Here is a 17,638-nt window from a genome sequence, read left to right on the forward strand (position 1 = left end):
CGGTTGAAGACAGGGACTGTTTAACCGTCGTATTCTTTTTCATGGATTCGCCCTCGCTGTCGGTGGCTTCTTAGACTGCCCCCGTGGCGCATTGACGCCTCGGCGCGGGCGAGTCCATCCAATTACGCTGTGCATTGCCTGGCGGGCGGCGATATTCCCCTGGAGCCTGCGCTGGACTACGCCTTTCATCATCGGCAGGTCGACGCTTGTATCGTCGGCGCTACCCGTACGCGGCATATCGAGGCATTGGCGGCCTGCGAGGCTGGCTTCAGGAGTTCGACGAGATGAACGTGATTCTCATGCGCCGTGCGCGGCAGTTCGACGAGGCGTTATTGCAAAGCCACCTGCAGACGCTGCAGCGCGCACATTGCGACCTGCTAGTGCTGTCCGGCCGCTCGGCCTGCTATGCCCCAGTCCTGGCGCTGGCTGGCAGTCTGGAGATCCAGACCCTGGTCTTCGAGCAGGAGTTCTACGATCCGAAGCAGGTCCATGGGGCCCGCAAGATGGACTGGTTGTTCGATCCCTATGCTGGTCGCTACGGCAGCCAGAGCCTCAACACTCTCTATCATGCATTTGCCATCGAACTGGAAGCGATTCTCTGCCGGCACAGCGAAAGAACCCTGGTGATCTATCTCGACCAGTTGCTGCTGGAAATCGCTTACGCCGTGCTTGCCGGTCTGCCCCTGCAGACGCTGCAGGGCTTTTCGCTGTACCTCGAAGAGCTGAGTATCGCGATCCTCGCCAGGGTTCCGTTCAAGGGCGAGTTCCAGACCCTGCTGCTGAAATCGAATGTAACGACGGCGCAAGCATTCGTCGGCAGGCCCGAATTGAAACTGGTGAGGTGACGCCACAACCCTGTTGGCGTGATCGCCGAACCTACCCTGAGTGAAGAGAAAAGGAGTGCTCATGGACCCGCAACGCAAGGACTATCTGGCGACAGAGGCGGTTTATACCGGCGATTCGCTGCGCATCGGCGACGAATACGTCATGCATGAATGGGAGAGGCCACTGATCCGCAAGATGGTCGAGGGCCTCAAGCTCACGCCTGACGACCGGCTGCTGGAAGTCGGCTTCGGCATGGGCATCTCGGCCAGCATCCTGCAGGAGTTCGGCCCGGCGTCCCATACCATTGTCGAGCCCCACCCACAGGTGCTGGTCCAGGCCGAGCGCTGGAAGGGCGCGCGCACGAACATTCAGTTGCACCCCGGCTACTACTGGCAGCAGCTTGACATCGGGACCCAGCGTTATTCGGCGATCTTCTTTGATCCGTTCGCCGATGACATGGCGGCGGTTGACGACGAGAACCTCAGGTTCCTCAAGTTCGCCGCGCAGTCGCTGCTCGGCGATGGCGGGCGCCTATCCCTGTTCTGCATCCGGCCCTTGCTGCCGCTGGAGTACCAGCGCGTGATGTTCGAACACTATCGCCGGGTGGAAATCAGCTCGGTGCAGGTTGCCCCCAGGGATACCGCCAATCCGACGGCGGACCTGGACGGACGAATGATCACAGTCGTGTTGCACAAATAAGAAAAGCCTCGAGTCCGCCATCCAGGCCTGCTCGCCGGACGTGCTTGGCTCGGCATAAAAAATAAGCCATCAGTAACAATAACGGTGATAGCGATGAACAACCTTACAGCGCGTCTGGGCCTAGTAGGCCTCCTGTGGTTTTTTGGCAGCCAGACATGGGCTCAGACCCCGACTGCCCCGGCCCCGGCTGCGACCTCCACCGGCAAGGCCATGACCATCATTTTCGAGCCGCCCAAGGACCAGGAAGAAGCGTTCCTGAATACCTTCGTCACCTCCCAGGCTGCGTACATGCAGACTTATGCTGGCAAGTCGAAGGAGGGGGTCAAGGTGATCAACCTGATCCCCACCGAACTGGGCGAGCCGCTGATCCACCTGATGATCTACCGCGACCCGGCGACCTTCGAGCGGGCCAAGCAGATATTTGCTTCGCGCGAGGCCATGAGCGGCTACATCGACGGCCATGTGAAAGCCTACGGCGGTTACCACATTCCCAAGGAGTACCTGCGTCACACCAAGGTGTATATGAGCAACGTACTCAATGAATAATCGATGGGATGACTCGGCCGCCGCGGGTGCAGCGGCCGATACAAGGCACAGAGAGAGTCCAGGCTATGCGCGTGGTTATCGGGTCGTTGTTGATCGGCCTAGTTTTTGCGGTTCCCAGTCTGCAAGCCGGCAGTCGTGGCGAGCCCTTCATGTTGAGCAACGGTTGTATCAATTGCCACGGTTTCGAGGGGCAGCGCACGCCGGGGGCGATTCCTTCGCTGGCCGGCCAGTCCGAGGCCTACCTGTACAAGACCCTGGCGGCTTATCGCGACGGCACCCTCAAAGGCACCATCATGAACCGGGCGATGGAAGGGTACGACGACCAGACGCTCAGGCAGCTCGCCGAGTATTACAGCCGCCTGCCGAAAGACTCGCTAGGGGCGACCGTGCCCCAGGCACACGAACAGGGTGAGCGGCTTTACGCGCAACACTGTTCCAGTTGCCATGAAAAGCAGGCGGATACGCCGTATGTGAAAGGACAGAATGCGCAGTATATGCAAGGAGTGCTGAAAGATATGGCCACAGGCCAACGAACGATGCCAGAGGAAATGGCCAGTGCGATGTCCGCCCTCAAAGGCGAGGAATTGCAGCAGCTTCTGGGGTACCTGCAAGGTTGCGCGCAGGAGGCTCTATGTCGATGAACCCACAACGTAGGCTGCTGCTCAAGTGGCTGGCCACCGGTATCGGCGCTTCCTCGATCCAGGCCTTGGCCAGACCGGCGGTGCCCGTGGCGGCCCGCTCTTATGCCGTGGTGGTGATCGGCGGTGGTTTTGCCGGCGCGACTTTCGCTCGTACTCTCAGGCGCCTGGACGCCAACGTCGGCATCACTCTGGTCGAGCCCAGCCGGCAGTATCACTGCTGCCCGCTGGGGGTCGAGTACCTGGTGGGCAAGCGGGACGAAGAAACCCTGGTCTTTGGTTACGAGCAGTTACGCGCCGAGGGCATCGAGGTGGTCCATCAGAAGGCGCGCTCGATCGATGCCAAACGCAAGCAGGTCACGCTCGCCGACGGTTCGGTGCTCGGCTACGACCGCTGCGTAGTGGCGACGGGCATTGGCTACAAGTACGACAGCATCGCCGGTTACAGCGAGGCGGTGGCCAGCCGTGTACCTCATGCCTGGGGCGGCGGCGAGCAACTGCGCCTGCTCCGGCAGCAACTGGAGGCCATGCCCAACGGCGGCAATGTGTTGATCTCGGTACCCGTGGACGATTACCGCTGTCCGCCCGGGCCGTATGAACGAGCCAGCCTGATTGCCGATTATCTCAAGACCCACAAGCCCGATTCGCGGGTGATCGTCTTGGATGCCAAGCCGCGGTTTGCCAAGCAGGCGCAATTCGAGCAGGCCTGGAAACGTTTCTATGGCTATGGGAGCGAGCAGGCCAACATCCAGTGGATCGGTGCCTTGCAGGGGGGAACCGTGCTAGGTTTCGACGAAGCTAAGGGGCAGTTGCTGACCGAGGGTGGTCCGGTCAGCGGCCAGGTGATCAACATCATCGCGCCCCAGCAGGCTGATGATTTTTCACGGCACAACGGCCTGGCCGCAGAGCATGGCTGGTGTCCGGTCAACACCCAAACCCTGGAATCCCTGCTAGTACCGGATGTGCATGTGATCGGCGACGCGGCCTACGCCGAGAAACTGCCCAAGTCGGCCTTCGCCGCGACCTGCCAGGCCAGGGTCTGTGCCTTGGCCATCTATAGCAAGATGCACAGCCTGGCGCTGCTCAAGCCGCAGTACATGAATGTCTGCTACAGCCTGTGTGGCGACAACTACGGTATCTCAGTGCTGCTGCACTACCAGCATGATGCGACCAGCAATGTCATCGAGATCCAGACCTTGCTGGTCACGCCCCTGGACGCCAACGACGAGGATTACCGTCGTGAGGCGCTGTCGGCCTACAGCATGTTCGACAGCCTGGTCAAAGAGGCATTTGGCTAGGCCGGCGGACGCCAGGAGGGCTGCGGGGCTGAATCCTGAAAGGGCGGAACGGTCTGCCGGGTTCCGGGACGAGAGGGTATGAGCCTTTGCTTGACGCCTGGCCTTTTCACATGTGGCGATCTCAAATGGGCGCTCCTTTCGTTCGATCTTGCCCGAACCTTCACAGCTCTGAGCGGTGATCTCGGGACCATTTGGATCAAGCGTAAGCGGCTGATGAAAGGTGGAGCAAGGGCCAAGGTACAGCCTAAGCTGTAAGGCAGCACCATCTCCTCAGTACCTCAGTCGGATAACCAACCGTCAGGATGGCCGCTCACTCATGACCGCAAGTCACTGACGATAAAAGGTCTAGAAAGACATGCTGCAAGGCGCATCAGACTGCGATTTTGCTCCCTTCCTGAGCATGGGCGCGGCCAGTAATGACTTACCGACGTGATCAACACCACTAACGAATTCAGCACACTCACTAGCCAATCCCGGCTTACCCTTTCCGCCCCGGCGACTAATCAGCCGCCGGTGCTCTTGGCTGTACGTGAAACCCGCGTTGTTTCTGGCTGCGACAGTTTTAATTCTCTAGACCACGTGTCCGAACAGGCTCTTGGAGAGGTTGCGACAGTTTTGCGTTTCCTCTCCATGAGGCTGCAGGGCGCGAAACACGGGATCATCCCGCGACAGTTTTAATTCTCTAAATCCACAGGGCTTGCCCTCGCCATAGAGGTTTGCTGCATGGACAGGTTTCAGGAAATGCAGGTGTTCCTCATCGTGGCGCAAGAGCAGGGCTTTTCTGCTGCGGCGCGGCGCTTGAGCATGTCGGCTGCGAGCGTCACACGGGCGGTCGCGGCACTTGAAAAACGCATCGGCACACAGCTGCTGACGCGTACTACCCGTAGCGTGCACCTGAGCGAGGCCGGTCAGCGTTATCTGGAAGACTGCCGGCGCATCCTGGCCGAACTTCAGGAGGCCGAAGCCTCGGCAGCCGGTAGTCATGCCCAGCCCCGTGGGCAACTGACGGTCACCGCGCCGGTGTTGTTCGGCGAGTTGTTCGTGACGCCGGTAATGGTCGGTTATCTGGATCAGTTCCCTGAGGTCAGCATCAATGCCTTACTCCTCGACCGTGTGGTGAACATGGTCGAGGAGGGGATTGATATCGCTGTGCGCATCGGTGAGCTACCGGACAGCAACCAGCACGCGATCCAGGTGGGTGAAGTACGACGCGTGATCTGTGCGTCTCCCACTTACCTCGAAAACCATGGTCGACCGCGGCATCCTGATGACCTGTGTCAGGCACGGATTGTCGCTACCTCTTCCATCGGGCAGGCCAGGAGCTGGCAGTTTTTGGACGAGGGAACAGCGCTGAGTATCCGTCCGGAGCCGCGTTTGGTGGTTACCGCGAATCAGGCGGCGATTACTGCGGCTTGCCTGGGGTGGGGGCTGACCCGGGTGCTGTCTTATCAGGTGGCCAGCAAGGTGGCCGCCGGCGAGCTGGAAATCGTTCTTCAAGACTTTGAACTGCCGGCGCTGCCAATCCACGTGGTGTATCAGGGTGGGCGCAAGGCGCCGGCACGGGTGCGCAGCTTCGTGGATTTTGCGGTGAAGGCATTGCGTGAGCATCCAGCACTAAAGGCCTGATGCTTTATTGCACCTGTTGAAATAATGGATTGTGTTTTCTGGTTATTCTGTTGTTTTCATCGAAAGTGGAAGATAGCTCCCATCGGCGCGGATCTCTCCTGAACTGCGCGATTACCCTGCGGAGTTCACCATGTCCCAGCACGCCATCAAACTCTACAACTTTCCGCGCTCCGGTCACGCTCACCGTGTCGAGTTGATGCTGTCCCTGCTTGAACTGCCCACTGAGCTGGTGTTCGTCGATCTGGTCAGCGGTGCTCACAAGCAGGCGGAGTTTCTCGCGCTGAATTCTTTTGGTCAGGTGCCGGTCATCGATGACCAGGGCGTGGTGCTGGCCGACTCCAATGCGATTCTGGTGTACCTGGCGCAGAAGTATGGCAAAGGCCGCTGGCTGCCGACGGACCCGGTCGGTGCTGCCAAGGTGCAGCGCTGGTTGTCGGTCGCGGCGGGGCAGATTGCTTCGGGGCCAGCCAGGGCTCGGTTGATCACCGTGTTTGGTGCGCCGTATAACGCTGAAGAGGTCATCGCCAATTCCCACAGCCTGCTTAAGGTGATCGACCAGGAATTGGCCCACACTCCTTATCTGGCGGGCAATGAGCCGACAGTCGCCGATGTCGCCGCCTACAGCTATATCGCCCATGCGCCGGAAGGTAATGTCTCATTGGCCGACTATGCCAATGTGCGGGCTTGGCTGGCGCGTATCGAAGCCTTACCCGGTTTTGTAGCGATGCCGCGCACGGTGGCCGGCTTGCAAACCGCCTGAGACGAACGAGCCCGGCCCAGTCTGGCTGGGCTGTTCAGACTGCGCCCTCGGCGCAGGGGAGAAACCGTGTGAACCTTCAATCACCCTGGCATGCCGGCGAGAAGCAGCTGCAGGCGCACGTCGGTGTCGCTGAGCGTATGGAAGCGTTCGGACCCAAGGTTATCCGCAATCATTTGCCGGACCAACATCGGCAGTTCTATCAGCAATTGCCTTTTATGTTGTTTGGCGCGGTGGATGCGGACGGTAATCCCTGGGCCAGTATTCTCGAAGGTCAACCGGGTTTCACCCACTCTCCCGAGCCTGCCCTGTTGCAGCTGGACAGCCTGCCGGGGCAAGACGATCCCGCTCAGTTACAGGTCGGCGCGGCGATCGGCTTGCTGGGGATAGAGCTGCACACGCGTCGGCGCAACCGGATTAATGGTCGGGTCAGCGATATTGCCAAGACCGGTTTTGCCGTGACGGTGGAACAGTCTTTCGGTAATTGCCCGCAGTACATTCAACTGCGCCAATTGGAGTCGGTGCCCGTCGCTGATCTGTCGATGCGGGTGGTGCAGCGCCTGAGCATGCTGGACGACAGGGCGAGCGCAATAATTCGTGAGGCCGACACCTTCTTTGTCGCCAGTTACGTTGACGTTGAAAACCAACGCTCGGTGGATGTTTCTCATCGGGGCGGGCAGAGCGGTTTCGTTCAGGTCGAAGATAACTGCCTGACCATTCCCGATTTCGCTGGCAACCTGCACTTCAATACCTTGGGCAACCTGTTGCTCAATCCGCACGCCGGCTTGCTGTTCATTGATTTCACCTCGGGCGATTTGCTGCAGATCAGCGGACGCACCGAAATCATCCTTGAAGGGCCGCAGGTTGATGCCTTTCAGGGTGCCGAGCGGCTCTGGAAATTGCACGTGGAGCACGTTGTGCGCCGGCCTGCAGCGCTTGGTTTGCGCTGGCGCTTTGAGGGTTTATCGCCGAACAGCCGGATGACCGGTACTTGGGAGCAAGCCGCAGCCCGTCTGCAAGCCGAGGCGCTGGGCAACAGTTGGAGACCGATGCGGGTCACACGGATCGAAATGGAAAGCCGCAACATCCGCTCGATTTACCTGGAGCCAGCAGATGGCGCCGGCCTGCCTTTGTTTCAGGCCGGACAGCATTTGCCCGTGCGGTTCACGATTGATGGCCACGTGCATATCCGTACCTACAGCCTGTCGAGTGCACCGTCTGATGGTTTTTTCCGGATCAGTGTGAAGCGCGAGGGCGTTGTGTCCTCTCATCTGCACGAGCAGATTCGTGTCGGTGACCTGCTGGAGGCTCGCGCGCCACAGGGGCATTTCACCGCAGCCCCTCATGAGCGTCGGCCGCTTGTGCTGTTGGCGGCCGGGGTGGGTATCACACCATTGTTGTCGATGTTGCGCGAGGTGGTTTATCAGGGCCAGCGTACCCGCCGCACCCGGCCCAGTTGGTTTATCCAGAGCTCTCGTAGTCTGGTAGACCAACCGTTTCGCGCTGAAGTGGACGAGTTGCTGGCGCTCGCCGGTGACGCCGTGCAAGTGGTGCGCCTGCTCAGCCAGCCAGAAGCTCAGGCTCGCGAAGGCGAGGATTTCGATATGACCGGGCGCATTGATATCGCACTGCTCAAGGCTGTGGTGCGGGTCGAAGACTACGATCAGGTGGACTTTGTCTTGTGTGGGCCCGGCAGCTTTACCCAAGAGCTATATAACGCTTTGCGTGAGCTGGATATCCGCGATGAACGGATTCATGCCGAGGCGTTCGGCCCGTCGACCTTACACCGGGTGCCAGACCCCGAAGCGAGGCCTTTCGACCAACCGCCAGCGGCCACCACCTCGGTGCCAGTGTTGTTTCATCGTTCAGCCAAGGAAGCCCGCTGGGAGCCTGCGGGCGGCAGCCTGCTGGAGTTGGCGGAGAGCCGAGGCCTGAGACCCGAATTCAGCTGTCGGGGTGGTTCCTGCGGAACCTGCAAAACTCGCTTGATCAGTGGCCTGGTGCACTATCCACTGCCACCAGCCGAGTTACCCGACGCGGGGGAGGTGCTGATTTGCTGTGCGGTCCCGGCCACAGGGTTCGAAGGTCAGCAGCCAGTGGTGCTTGATCTGTAGACCAACCGCATGCGTAGGAAAGCGCTTTTTCCTTCGGCGTAAAGCGCAGTCGCTGTTACAGGATCAGGCCTGTTGAACAAAGGTCAGCCTTAGTGCAAAACCGATCAACAAACTGCCGAACAGCCATTGCTGCACCCGCTGTGCCGAGGGACTGCGCTCGAGCCACCGCCCGAGCACGGCTCCGACCAGCGCGTAACAGCTGTCGAACAACAACCCAACGATTACCAGCACCACGCCAAGCTTGGCGAACTGCGCCACCACCGGCCCGGCCTGCGGGTCGATGAACTGTGGGAGCAACACCGAGCAAAACAGCAAGGCCTTGGGGTTGAGCAGATTGGTCAGCAACCCGCGCTGGATCGCTTCACGCCACAACAAGGCCTTGGTGGACACACCGGCTGAATTCAGGCTCGGCAACATGTTGGAGCGCAGACACTGAATCCCCAGCCACAACAGGTAGGCGGCACCCGCCAGGCGCACCACCTCAAAAGTCCAGGGCGCGGCCTTGAACAAGGTCGCCAGGCCCAACGCCGCCAAGGCCACATGACAACCACGGGCAATCGCCAGCCCTACGGCGGTGGCCAACGCCGTGGCTTTGCCCTGACGCGCACCGGTTTGCAGCAACAGGATCATGTCCGGGCCCGGCAGCAGGTACACCACCGCCAAGGCCAATAGAAACATCCAGAGTTCTGCCACCTTGCCACCCCATTCGTTATCAATTCGGTGATCAAAGTCTATGCCCGAAGGGTAGGGCAGGTGCTTGCGTAGTCGGTCACTAAAACAGCTAGACTTGGCACAATCTGCCAATCCATGAATAAAAACAGTCTGGAACTGCCACGTATGAAACTGGACGCCTACGACCGCCGTATTCTCGCGGCGCTGCAACGGGACGGTCGCCTGAGTAACGTGCAACTGGCCGAGGAAATCGGTCTTTCGGCTTCGCCTTGCTTGCGTCGGGTTCGATTGCTGGAGGAGGCCGGGGTGATTCGCGGCTATCAGGCCAACCTCGATCGCGATGAGGTGGGCTTGGGTTTGACGGTGTTTGTCGGGGTCAAGGTCGAGCGGCATAACGATGCCGAAGCCGAAGCGTTTCGCCAGGCTGTGACGGCGTTGCCCGAGGTGATTTCAGCGTTTCTGGTGTCGGGCGAGTCGGACTTTTTGCTGCAAGTAGTGGTGCCGGACTTGCGCGGCTATGAACGCTTCCTCACCGGCAGTTTGCTCAAACTGCCGGGCGTTAGCGATATTCGCAGCAACTTCGCGATCCACACTGTGAAGACGCCAGGGCCCTTGCCGTTGGGGCATTTGCCGGATTGATTATTTCTTCAGTTAGAACGGGTCAGCCCAATTGTGACCGCTTCGCGGTCATTCGCGGGCAAGCCACGCTCCTACAAGGGCCGTGCAACACCTGTAGGAGCAGGGGGACGCCTAGTTCTTGCCCGCGAAGACGGCTGAACAACCGACACAAATTCCCTCCCGAAAAAACTACATCTGCGTCGCCATCCCCTCCACATTCATCGCCGCCTGTCGCAACGCTTCAGAGCGTGTCGGATGTGGGTGGCAGGTCAGGGCGATGTCTTCGGCCGAGGCAGAAAACTCCATGGCCACGCAGTATTCGCCAATCATTTCGCTGACGCTCGGCCCCACCAGATGCACGCCCAGCACTTCGTCGGTGCTCTCATCAGCCAGCACTTTGGCGAAGCCTTCGGTTTCGTGGTTGATCTTGGCCCGGCTGTTGGCGGTGAACGGGAATTTGCCGACCTTATAGGCCCGGCCTTCAGCCTTGAGCTGCTCTTCGGTCTTGCCGACGCTGGCCAGCTCCGGTTTGGTGTAGATCACGTTGGGGATCACCTCGTAATTGACTTCACCTGCCTTGCCGACGATCTGCTCGATACAGACCATGGCTTCTTCTTCGGCTTTGTGGGCAAGCATCGGCCCGGATGTGACGTCACCGATCACCCAAACGCCTTGCGCGTCGGTGCGGTGGCCCTTGTTGCTGAGCATGCCGCGCTTGTCAGTGGTGAGGCCGACGTTTTCCAAACCCAGCCCTTGGGTGTAAGGCCGTCGACCGATGGCCACCAGCACGTAGTCCGCTTCCAGCAGCTCGGCGGCACCGCCTGCCGCCGGCTCGATGCTTAGCTGCACGCCCGTGGCCGAAGTCGTAGCGTTGGTGACTTTCGAGCTCAACTTGAAACTGATGCCTTGTTTGCTCAGTGAGCGTTGCAATGTTTTGCCCGCCTCGCCGTCCACGCCCGGGCAGATGCGATCAAGGTACTCGACCACCGTCACCTGCGCGCCCAACCGCCGCCACACGGAGCCCAGCTCCAGACCAATTACCCCGGCGCCAATCACTACCAGATGCTTGGGCACTTCACTGAGAGACAGTGCGCCGGTGGAGTCGAGAATGCGCTTGTTGTCGATCTCCACGCCGGGCAATGGGGTGGGTTCGGAGCCGGTGGCGATGATGATGTTTTTGGCCAGTAGTTCGGTTTTTTCGCCATGGCTGTCGGTCACGCTGACTTTGCCCGGGCCGTCGATGTGGCCCCATCCCTTAATCCAGTGGACTTTATTTTTGCGAAAGAGAAACTCGATACCCTTGGTCAGCCCGGTGACGCTTTCGTCTTTCTGTTTCATCATCTGGGCAAGGTTGAGGGTAGGTTTAACCTCGATCCCCAGGTTGGCGAACTCGGCACCCATGGCCGCGTCGTAGAGCTCGGAGGCATGCAGCAGAGCCTTGGATGGCATGCAGCCGACATTCAGGCAGGTCCCGCCCAAGGTGGCGCGACCTTCGACACACACAGCCCTCAAACCCAATTGGCCCGCGCGGATGGCAGCGTTATAACCGCCAGGGCCACCGCCCAGAATCACGACGTCGTAGGTACTCATGGCTGTACTCCTGCATTGGAAACTGACAAGGGAGGGGAGCAGTTGAAGGTAGATCGCATAAAAAATTATGCTCATAATATGTTGCGGTTGTACGCTTTGGGTCAAGCCCCCGTAGGAAGGGTTTATCCACAGACACTGCCGTACAGACAAAAGGGATAGGTGCGAGGTGAATATTTCATTACTATCGTTATATCGTAACGAAATGTGATATTTGCAGCAGCCTGGGACTTATCCACAGGCTAAGGTTTTAGCAAAGACAAGCGCTGGGGTGGTATGCAAGTCGATCTGGATACTGATGGGGCAGGTATAGAAGGGCTGCCGCGTTTTCAACAAGCGGTATTTCACGCTCGGCGGTTGAAGCGGGTTGGCATCGGCTTGGCGGGTTTGGCGGCAGTGGGGCTGGTGCTGGGGTTCTTTGTCGGACTTTTCGCCCCGCAATCGCCGTGGCCTGCGCTGTTGGTCAATCAAGCCGCCTCCCTATTGGTTGTGGTTGCCGGGTTGCAATCAGCCTGGTGGGTGACGCTGTGGCGCGGGCGAGCGCTGGGGTCACAGGCCGCGCCACCCGCTGAGCAAATCGTGGACATGCCGGTTGAAGCGCGCGGCTGGTACGACCGGCAGTTGGGGCGTATCGGCGATGGCTGGCTGCGCCTGCTGGCGCAGATTGGCGCACCGACCCTCTGGTTGTGTGGCTGGGCGTTGTTGGCTCTGCTGAGCATCGAGCAAGTCTGGAATCTGTCGTTGACCGGCGCAGCGTTGGGGCTTTCGGCCAGTGTGGGAGCGTCGCTTTCGTTATTGCTGGCCTTCGGCTTGCTGGTGTTCGAACGTCAGTTGGCCCAGGAAAACCCCGCTGAGTGGCCCGAAGCGGGGCAGCTTGGGCAGTTGATCCGGGTGGCGATCATCTGCCTGGTGTTGAGCGCGTTATGCCTGTTGTTCAGCAGTGAAGCGTCGGTATGGCCTACGCGTCTGGCGGTATTGATCGGTCTGCTGCCAGGTTTGGTGGCGATCGAATTGCTGCTGCGCGCCTTGTTGTCGCTGTTCAGCCCGCGCCGCGAACGGCTTGAACCACGGCTGCTGGCGCACAGTTTTGTTGCCGGCATGCTGCGCTGGCCGCCGCAGCCCTTGCTGGCGTTGCAGCATGAACTGCACAACCGCTTCGGCATTGACCTTAGGCAGATTTGGGCTTTCACCTACATGCGCCGGGCATTCTTGCCTGTGCTAATGGTGGTGCTGGCGGTTGGTTGGCTGCTCACCGGGATTCACGAAATTCCTCTGCAAGCGCGAGGAATTTACGAGCGTTTCGGTAAGCCGGTCGAGGTCTTCGGGCCGGGGCTGCACGCCGGATTGCCTTGGCCTGTGGGTCGCGTGCTGAGCGTCGAGAACGGTGTAGTGCATGAGCTGGCAACCAGCGTCGGTGAAGCGACTGCAGCAACACTGCCTGAGCCTGCAGAAGGGCCCGCGCCGCTGATCGCCAATCGGCTATGGGATGCCAGCCATGTGAACGACAAATCACAGGTTATTGCCAGCAGCAGTGCTGACAAACAGAGCTTCCAGATCGTCAACATGGACGTGCGCTTTGTCTATCGCATCGGCCTGACCGATCAGGCGGCACTGGCGGCGACTTATAACACTGCGGATGTTCCGACGCTGATTCGCAGCACTGCCAGCCGGATTCTGGTTCACGATTTCGCATCGCGTACCCTTGATGGGTTGTTGGGTGAGGATCGTGTTGGGCTTGCCGACGACATCGGTCGAGCAGTGCAGGCGGACTTGCAGAAACTCGACAGCGGCGTGGAAATCCTTGCCACGGTGGTCGAAGCGATCCATCCGCCGGCCGGTGCGGCCAATGCTTATCACGGTGTGCAAGCCGCGCAGATCGGCGCCCAGGCGCTGATTTCCCGTGAGCGCGGGGCTGCCAGCGAGCAGACCAATCAGGCGCAATTGCAAGCCAGTGTTGCTCGTGATCAGGCGCTGGCCAAAGCCCATGAAGTCAAAGCTACCGCTCTGGCCGCCGACCTGCGTTTTGCCGCCGAGCAAAAGGCGTATGCCTCGGCCGGTCAGGCCTTTGTGCTGGAGCAATACTTCAGTCAGCTAACCTTGGGCTTGGCCAACGCCAAGCTGCTTATTCTCGATCATCGTTTGGGCGGCAACAGTGCGCCGACTATCGATCTACGTACCTTCACGCTACCGGTTGACCCTGCGGCGCCGCGTAAAGCCGTTCAGTCAGGAGCCGCCCAATGAGCCAGCCTCATTCCCACGATCAGCATGATCATCAAGACCACACTGGCCACGATCACGGCCATGGCGGGCATCATCACGGCCACCACCATCACCACCCTGTTGACCCACAAGAGGCCGGGGCTTTCCCTTGGCGGCGCATGGCCTGGGCGGTATTGCTGGTGTTGTTTGCTATTGCGGCGGCGAGCCTGGTGCAAGTGCGTTCCGGTGAAGCCACGGTCATCACCCGATTTGGTAACCCTTCGCGGGTGCTGCTGGAACCGGGTCTTGGCTGGCGTTGGCCAGCGCCGTTCGAGGCGGCGATCCCGGTGGATCTGCGGTTGCGCACCACCTCTAGCGGTTTACAGGATGTCGGCACGCGTGATGGTTTGCGGATCATTGTTCAGGCCTACGTGGCGTGGCAGGTTCAGGGCGATCCGGACAACGTGCAGCGCTTTATGCGGGCGGTACAAAACCAGCCGGACGAAGCGGCGCGGCAGATTCGCACTTTTGTCGGCTCGGCGCTGGAAACCACGGCCAGCAGTTTTGACCTGGCCAATCTGGTGAACACCGATGCCAGCCAAGTGCACATCGCCGACTTCGAAGCGCAACTGCGCAAGCAGATCGATCAGCAGTTGCTGACCACCTATGGCGTGCGTGTGCTGCAAGTCGGTATCGAGCGGTTGACCCTACCGTCAGTGACCCTGACCGCTACCGTCGACCGTATGCGCGCCGAGCGTGAAACCATTGCCACCGAGCGCACCGCCATTGGTAAGCGCGAAGCGGCGCAAATTCGTTCCGCCGCCGAGCGTGATGCGCGAATTGTGCAAGCCGATGCCACGGTGAAAGCGGCGGACATTGAAGCTCAATCGCGAGTCGAAGCTGCGCAGATTTACGGTCGCGCTTATGCAGGCTCGCCGCAGCTGTATAACTTGCTGCGTTCACTGGACACGCTGGGCACGGTGGTCACACCGAGCACCAAACTGATCTTGCGTACCGATGCGGCGCCATTCCGGGTGTTGGTTGATGGACCGCCGAACCTGGGTACCAAGGCCGAGTCGCAGCCATGAGTAACGTTCCACGTGGAACAAATGAAGTCAGTAGCCCGTGGATTCAAGCCGGCCGCTTGACCTTCCTCGCGTTGTACGCGGTGACGGTGTTGGCGGCGGTGGCTTGGGCGTTCTCCAACGTGCGGCAGATCGATCCGCAGAATCGGGCGGTAGTACTGCATTTTGGGGCGCTGGATCGTATACAGAATGCGGGTTTGTTGTTGGCGTGGCCGCGTCCGTTTGAGCAGGTGGTGTTGTTGCCGGCGGCGGATCGGGTGATCGAGCGTCGGGTGGAAAACCTGCTGCGTTCCGATGCCGCGCTAAAAGGCGATCGAGTTGCGAGTTTCGCCACGCCGCTGAGTGATGCTTTGGCCGGTTCCGGTTACTTGCTAACCGGTGATGCCGGTGTGGTGCAACTGGATGTGCGGGTCTTCTATAAGGTCAGCGAACCCTATGCGTTCGTACTGCAAGGCGAGCATGTGCTGCCAGCACTGGATCGCCTGGTGACCCGCAGTGCGGTGGCGCTGACCGCTGCGCGAGACCTGGACACAATTTTGGTGGCGCGCCCCGAATTGATCGGCGCTGACAATCAGGCGGCCGAGCGTCGTGAACGCCTTCGCGGGGATCTGGTGCAGGGCATCAACCAACGCTTGGCCGAGTTGACTGCAACGGGGCAGGGGCTGGGGATCGAAGTGGCGCGAGTCGACGTGCAGTCGAGTTTGCCGGGGCCTGCGGTGAACGCGTTCAACGCGGTGCTGACCGCTAGCCAACAGGCCGATAAAGCGGTGGCGAACGCCCGAACCGATGCCGAAAAACTGACCCAGACCGCCACCCAGCAAGCCGACCGTGCCTTGCAAGTCGCTCATGCACAAGCCAGTGAACGCTTGGCCAAAGCGTCGGCCGATACGGCGACGGTCCTGAGCCTGGCCCAAGCGCAGCAGAAGGGTACTGACCCGGAAATGCTGCTGCGGATTTATCGCGCACGTCTGCCAAAAATTCTCGGCCAGGCCGGTTCGGTGACCACGGTCGATCCTAAAGACGATTCCCGCCTGATCATTCAGGGAGCCGAAAAATGACTGCCCATTCTGCTGCTGCCCAACCTTTGGCAAGCATGCTGACCTCCGTCGAACAGCGCAGCGCAGCGCGACAACTCACCTTGGCAATGCTTGCCCTCGGTCTGCTCGGGCTAGGTTTGGCCTGGCGCTGGTTGGCGCCGGAGCAAAACGGTGTGAGCCAGTTGCTGCTGGGTTTTGCCTCATTGCTAGTGGCGGTGCCGGTGATGCGCTCGGCTTGGTACAGCCTGCGTTACCCGAGCCTGCACGGCATCACCGATCAGTTGATCGCACTGGCAATGATGGGGGCTTGGGCCACCGGCGATTTGCTGACTGCGGCCTTGCTGCCGATCATTATGATCTTCGGCCATGTGCTGGAAGAGCGCAGCGTGATCGGCTCCCAGGAAGCCATTCATGCCTTGGGTAAGTTGACGCGCAGCCATGCGCGGCGAGTGCAGGCTGACGGCACGATTATCGAAGTGGACAACACCACGCTCAAGACCGGAGACCTGGTGGAAGTGCGCGCCGGTGATCGAGTGCCGGCCGATGGCCTGGTGCTTTCCGGGCAGGCCAGCCTCGACACCGCGCCAATCACTGGCGAGTCGGTACCACTGGAGGCGAGTGTCGGCATGCAGGTGTTCGGCGGGGCGATCAACCTTGATGGCTTGTTGCGCATTGAAGTTACCCGCACTGGCAACGAGTCGACCCTGGGCAAAGTCATTGCGCTGATGCAAAGCGCCGAGCGTTCGAAACCGCCGATCACCCGTTTGCTCGAGCGTTATGCCGGCAGCTACATGGTGCTGGTTTTGCTGCTGGCGGCCGTCACCTGGTTTGTCAGCAACGATGCACAGGCGATGTTGGCGGTGTTGGTGGCGGCCTGTCCTTGCGCCCTGGTGTTGTCGGCCCCGGCCACGGCGATTGCCGGGATTGCCGTGGCGGCGCGCCACGGAATCCTGATTCGCAGCTCGGCGTTCCTCGAAGAACTGGCGGACCTGACCTCGCTGGTGGTGGACAAGACCGGCACGCTGACGTTTGGCACTCTGCGTCTGCAGTCGATCGACAGTCCGTTTGAAAATCGCAGCGCGATGCTGAAACTGGCTGCCAGCCTTGGCTCAGCCAGCAGCCATCCGGTCAGCCGTGCATTGGCTGGGCTGGTAACGCAGGAGCATTTTCTGGTGTTGTCGGATATCCGCGAGCGCCAAGGCTTGGGGGTGGTGGCACAGACGGAGCAGGGCGAGGCGGCACTCGGTCGCCCGGAGTTGTTCAGCCAATTGGGCATTGAGACATCCGCCGTCCCTGAACACGACGGCCCAATAGCCGGGTTGGCCTTGGACGCACAATTTCTCGGCTGGCTGTTGTTGGCAGACAGCGTCAAACCTGAGGCCCGGCTGGCGTTGAGTGAGCTGCGTGAACTGGGTTTGGGTCGGCAATTGCTGCTCACCGGCGATCGGCAAAGCGTCGCCCATAGCCTGGCCCATGAAGTCGGGATCAGCGATATCGAAGCCCAGGCGTTGCCCGAAGACAAGCTCAACCGCGTATTGAAAGAAATCGACAGCGGCTTTCGGCCGATGGTGGTGGGCGACGGGATCAACGATTCGCTGGCACTCAAGGCCGGCGTGGTCGGTGTCGCCATGGGCGCGGGCGGGGCGGATATCGCTTTGGCCTCGGCGGACATCGTGCTGATTGGCAGTGATTTACGGCGACTAGGCACCTGCGTGCGCTTGAGTCGCCAGTGCCGTCAGACACTGCAGGTCAACGTGATCATCGGTCTAGGCTGGACTCTGGCGATCGTCGCGTTTGCCGCATTCGGCTGGCTCGGAGCCGCGGGGGCAATGATCGCGGCAGTGCTGCATAACCTCAGCACCTTGTTGGTACTGGGCAACGCGGGCCGGTTGCTACGTTTTCAAGAGCCGCTGCTCAAACTCAAAGAGGACGTCTGA

At 60.3% G+C, this 17,638-nt stretch carries 15 protein-coding genes; 13 read left to right on the forward strand and 2 right to left on the reverse strand.

The window, feature by feature from the left end:
* Positions 1-284 precede the first annotated feature (284 nt).
* The 8 genes from ACZYSM_RS25580 (at position 285) to ACZYSM_RS25615 (ending at position 8,503) form a co-directional block, all read left to right on the forward strand.
* The gene (locus tag ACZYSM_RS25580; RefSeq protein WP_489075866.1) at positions 285-845 is read left to right on the forward strand and encodes a hypothetical protein; all 561 of its coding nucleotides are present in this window, start codon (positions 285-287) and stop codon (positions 843-845) included.
* A 61-nt stretch (positions 846-906) separates the two neighbouring features.
* Positions 907-1,524 (forward strand): class I SAM-dependent methyltransferase, encoded by a 618-nt coding sequence (locus tag ACZYSM_RS25585; RefSeq protein ID WP_489075868.1) that lies wholly within the window; start codon positions 907-909, stop codon positions 1,522-1,524.
* A gap of 93 nt (positions 1,525-1,617) precedes the next feature.
* Positions 1,618-2,070, forward strand: a complete 453-nt coding sequence (locus ACZYSM_RS25590; RefSeq protein WP_489075870.1) for a hypothetical protein — start codon at positions 1,618-1,620, stop codon at positions 2,068-2,070.
* A gap of 65 nt (positions 2,071-2,135) precedes the next feature.
* Complete coding sequence (locus tag ACZYSM_RS25595) at positions 2,136-2,711, forward strand: c-type cytochrome (RefSeq protein WP_489075872.1); 576 nt, start codon at positions 2,136-2,138, stop codon at positions 2,709-2,711.
* Entirely contained in the window at positions 2,708-4,006 is a 1,299-nt protein-coding gene (locus ACZYSM_RS25600) for an FAD-dependent oxidoreductase (RefSeq protein WP_489075874.1), read from the forward strand. The genes ACZYSM_RS25595 and ACZYSM_RS25600 overlap by 4 nt, the downstream gene beginning before the upstream one ends.
* A gap of 723 nt (positions 4,007-4,729) precedes the next feature.
* Entirely contained in the window at positions 4,730-5,632 is a 903-nt protein-coding gene (locus ACZYSM_RS25605) for a LysR family transcriptional regulator (RefSeq protein WP_489075876.1), read from the forward strand.
* 130 nt (positions 5,633-5,762) lie between these two features.
* Positions 5,763-6,392 (forward strand): glutathione S-transferase family protein, encoded by a 630-nt coding sequence (locus ACZYSM_RS25610; RefSeq protein ID WP_489075878.1) that lies wholly within the window; start codon positions 5,763-5,765, stop codon positions 6,390-6,392.
* A gap of 137 nt (positions 6,393-6,529) precedes the next feature.
* Positions 6,530-8,503: a 2Fe-2S iron-sulfur cluster-binding protein gene (locus ACZYSM_RS25615; protein WP_489075938.1), complete on the forward strand. Its 1,974-nt coding sequence runs from the start codon at positions 6,530-6,532 to the stop codon at positions 8,501-8,503.
* A 63-nt stretch (positions 8,504-8,566) separates the two neighbouring features.
* Here ACZYSM_RS25615 and ACZYSM_RS25620 read toward each other — a convergent pair whose 3' ends face one another.
* Positions 8,567-9,196, reverse strand: a complete 630-nt coding sequence (locus tag ACZYSM_RS25620; protein ID WP_489075880.1) for a LysE family translocator — start codon at positions 9,194-9,196, stop codon at positions 8,567-8,569.
* A 144-nt stretch (positions 9,197-9,340) separates the two neighbouring features.
* Between ACZYSM_RS25620 and ACZYSM_RS25625 the strand changes: the two genes are divergently transcribed.
* Positions 9,341-9,814, forward strand: a complete 474-nt coding sequence (locus ACZYSM_RS25625; protein ID WP_419114070.1) for an Lrp/AsnC family transcriptional regulator — start codon at positions 9,341-9,343, stop codon at positions 9,812-9,814.
* A 168-nt stretch (positions 9,815-9,982) separates the two neighbouring features.
* Here ACZYSM_RS25625 and lpdA read toward each other — a convergent pair whose 3' ends face one another.
* Entirely contained in the window at positions 9,983-11,383 is a 1,401-nt protein-coding gene (gene lpdA, locus ACZYSM_RS25630) for a dihydrolipoyl dehydrogenase (RefSeq protein WP_489075882.1), read from the reverse strand.
* Positions 11,384-11,656: 273 nt separating this feature from the next.
* On the opposite strand from lpdA, the gene hflK (ACZYSM_RS25635) reads away from it, so the two are divergent.
* The 4 genes from hflK (ACZYSM_RS25635) to ACZYSM_RS25650 are packed head-to-tail and all read left to right on the forward strand — an operon-like array spanning position 11,657 to position 17,638.
* On the forward strand, positions 11,657-13,621 hold the full coding sequence (hflK, locus tag ACZYSM_RS25635) for a protease modulator HflK (protein WP_489075884.1): 1,965 nt from the start codon (positions 11,657-11,659) through the stop codon (positions 13,619-13,621).
* Complete coding sequence (gene hflC, locus ACZYSM_RS25640; protein ID WP_489075886.1) at positions 13,618-14,667, forward strand: protease modulator HflC; 1,050 nt, start codon at positions 13,618-13,620, stop codon at positions 14,665-14,667. Before hflK (ACZYSM_RS25635) ends, hflC begins: the two co-directional genes overlap by 4 nt.
* Positions 14,664-15,722, forward strand: coding sequence for a protease modulator HflK (hflK, locus tag ACZYSM_RS25645; protein WP_489075888.1), 1,059 nt, complete (start codon positions 14,664-14,666; stop codon positions 15,720-15,722). The genes hflC and hflK (ACZYSM_RS25645) overlap by 4 nt, the downstream gene beginning before the upstream one ends.
* Entirely contained in the window at positions 15,719-17,638 is a 1,920-nt protein-coding gene (locus ACZYSM_RS25650; RefSeq protein ID WP_489075890.1) for a cation-translocating P-type ATPase, read from the forward strand. The genes hflK (ACZYSM_RS25645) and ACZYSM_RS25650 overlap by 4 nt, the downstream gene beginning before the upstream one ends.

Source organism: Pseudomonas sp. F220 (genome assembly GCF_057813935.1).

Excerpts from the sequence above, each read along its gene's own strand:
- ACZYSM_RS25580 (WP_489075866.1), top strand. The coding sequence starts at position 285 with ATGAACGTGATTCTCATGCGCCGTGCGCGGCAGTTCGACGAGGCGTTA.
- ACZYSM_RS25595 (WP_489075872.1), top strand. The coding sequence starts at position 2,136 with ATGCGCGTGGTTATCGGGTCGTTGTTGATCGGCCTAGTTTTTGCGGTT.
- hflK (WP_489075888.1), top strand. The coding sequence starts at position 14,664 with ATGAGTAACGTTCCACGTGGAACAAATGAAGTCAGTAGCCCGTGGATT.
- hflK (WP_489075884.1), top strand. The coding sequence starts at position 11,657 with ATGCAAGTCGATCTGGATACTGATGGGGCAGGTATAGAAGGGCTGCCG.
- ACZYSM_RS25650 (WP_489075890.1), top strand. The coding sequence starts at position 15,719 with ATGACTGCCCATTCTGCTGCTGCCCAACCTTTGGCAAGCATGCTGACC.
- ACZYSM_RS25600 (WP_489075874.1), top strand. The coding sequence starts at position 2,708 with ATGAACCCACAACGTAGGCTGCTGCTCAAGTGGCTGGCCACCGGTATC.
- ACZYSM_RS25605 (WP_489075876.1), top strand. The coding sequence starts at position 4,730 with ATGGACAGGTTTCAGGAAATGCAGGTGTTCCTCATCGTGGCGCAAGAG.
- ACZYSM_RS25590 (WP_489075870.1), top strand. The coding sequence starts at position 1,618 with ATGAACAACCTTACAGCGCGTCTGGGCCTAGTAGGCCTCCTGTGGTTT.
- ACZYSM_RS25610 (WP_489075878.1), top strand. The coding sequence starts at position 5,763 with ATGTCCCAGCACGCCATCAAACTCTACAACTTTCCGCGCTCCGGTCAC.
- ACZYSM_RS25625 (WP_419114070.1), top strand. The coding sequence starts at position 9,341 with ATGAAACTGGACGCCTACGACCGCCGTATTCTCGCGGCGCTGCAACGG.
- hflC (WP_489075886.1), top strand. The coding sequence starts at position 13,618 with ATGAGCCAGCCTCATTCCCACGATCAGCATGATCATCAAGACCACACT.
- lpdA (WP_489075882.1), bottom strand. The coding sequence starts at position 11,383 with ATGAGTACCTACGACGTCGTGATTCTGGGCGGTGGCCCTGGCGGTTAT.
- ACZYSM_RS25615 (WP_489075938.1), top strand. The coding sequence starts at position 6,530 with ATGGAAGCGTTCGGACCCAAGGTTATCCGCAATCATTTGCCGGACCAA.
- ACZYSM_RS25585 (WP_489075868.1), top strand. The coding sequence starts at position 907 with ATGGACCCGCAACGCAAGGACTATCTGGCGACAGAGGCGGTTTATACC.